At 64.4% G+C, this 1,646-nt stretch carries 2 protein-coding genes; one reads left to right on the forward strand and one right to left on the reverse strand.

Annotated elements, in window-relative coordinates; translation table 11 throughout:
* The coding region (locus tag WA702_RS00145; RefSeq protein ID WP_425108500.1) for an inositol monophosphatase family protein at window positions 1-735 on the forward strand (735 nt) is incomplete at its 5' end.
* 181 nt (window positions 736-916) lie between these two features.
* Here the strand turns inward: WA702_RS00145 and WA702_RS00150 are convergent.
* Window positions 917-1,646 (reverse strand): hypothetical protein (locus WA702_RS00150; protein WP_425108501.1); only part of this gene is annotated, 730 nt, incomplete at its 5' end.

Genomic DNA, 1,646 nt, shown 5'->3' on the forward strand with positions numbered 1-1,646 from the left:
AGCCTCAAGCGCGATCTCGGCGAGATCGAGCATCTGCAGGTCTCGCTGAAGGGGCCGGCGAATTTCGTCTCGATGGCCGACAAGCGCGCCGAGGAGATGCTGTACGAGGATCTCGCCAAGGCGCGGCCCGGCTACGGCTTCATCGGCGAGGAAGGCGGCAAGCGCGAAGGCAACGACAAGTCGCACACCTGGATCGTCGATCCGCTCGACGGCACCACCAATTTCCTGCACGGCATTCCGCAATTCGCGATCTCGATCGCCCTGCAGCGCGAGGACTCGATCATCGCCGGCGTGATCTACAATCCCGGCAACGATGAGCTCTACATCACCGAGCGCGGCAAGGGCGCGTTCCTCAACGACCAGCGGCTGCGCGTCGCGGGCCGCCGCCAGCTGCATGATTGCGTGATCGCCTGCGGCCTGCCGCATATCGGCCGCGGGGATCACGGGCTGTTCAACCGCGAAATGAACGCGCTGCAGACCAAGGTCGCTGGCCTTCGTCGTTTCGGCGCCGCCTCGCTCGATCTCGCCTTCGTCGCCGCCGGCCGCCTCGACGCCTATTGGGAGCGCGACCTGCAGCCTTGGGACATCGCGGCGGGCCTCTTAATGGTGCGCGAGGCCGGCGGGACCGTCTCCGGCATCGACGGCAAGGACGACGCGCTGACCAGCGGCCACGTCATCTGCGGCAACGAGCTGATCCACCACGAGCTGCTGAAGGTGTTGAAAGCGGCGGGGTAAGTCCGCCCCGGCTCTCGCCTCATACACGCGGTCATCATCCGCGAAGGCGGATGATCCAGTACGCCGAGATGGTAATGGTTGAACTCGGCCGCCGGTGTTTACTGGATGCCCGCCTTCGCGGGCATGACGACCTTTATCGTCTCACGACTATTGGTCATCCGCAGCGGCGGAGGATGCGTCTCTACCGCCGCCCGCTCACGAATGCCGACGGCGTTTCGCCCGGCAATGCCGGCGACCTGATGTCGCTGTCGAGGCGATCGGAGCCCTGCCCGGTGTAGCTGAAGCCGAGCGACAGCGTGGTGTTCGCGGTCGGCTGGAATGCGACGCCGCCATGCGCGCTGTAGACCGGCAGTGTCGCGGAGTTGGAATCGAAGGCTGCAAATGCGTTGCTGCCGCGATCGGCTCGCAGCGTGTCGAACCCGCCATACAGCGAGACACCGCTCTTGAACATGTAGCCGAACTCCGAACCTTCGGTCCTCAGCGCGCCGAACGATGCAGCATACGGACTGATGCCCTGCAGGCCGAACCCACCGCCAAGGGCCGACCAGTTGCTGGGCGTGCTGTAACGCCGCGAGAAGAAGCCGCTGTCGCCGCTGCCGATGAAGCCCGGGAAATTACCGTAGGATTCGACGCCCGCACCGTCAGCGGAACCGCTGAAGCCGGCGGGCCAGCCCGGGATCCAGTATTGCACTGGAGCGGTCTGGGTGTTGGTATTGGTATTGACGGTCGTGCGGCCGATATCCATCGCGCCGACGGCCGTCGTGCCAAGGCACGACACCAATACCGATGCGAAAACGAACCTGACGAAGAATGTGAACATGAGTGCGACCGCCGGATGTTTCGGCGAACATATATCCGGGGAGTCGGGAACGCCAGTACCGCCATTGCCAGCGACATCAGGTGAACAGAAC

This window comes from Bradyrhizobium sp. (assembly GCF_049798375.1).
GTDB lineage: Bacteria > Pseudomonadota > Alphaproteobacteria > Rhizobiales > Xanthobacteraceae > Bradyrhizobium.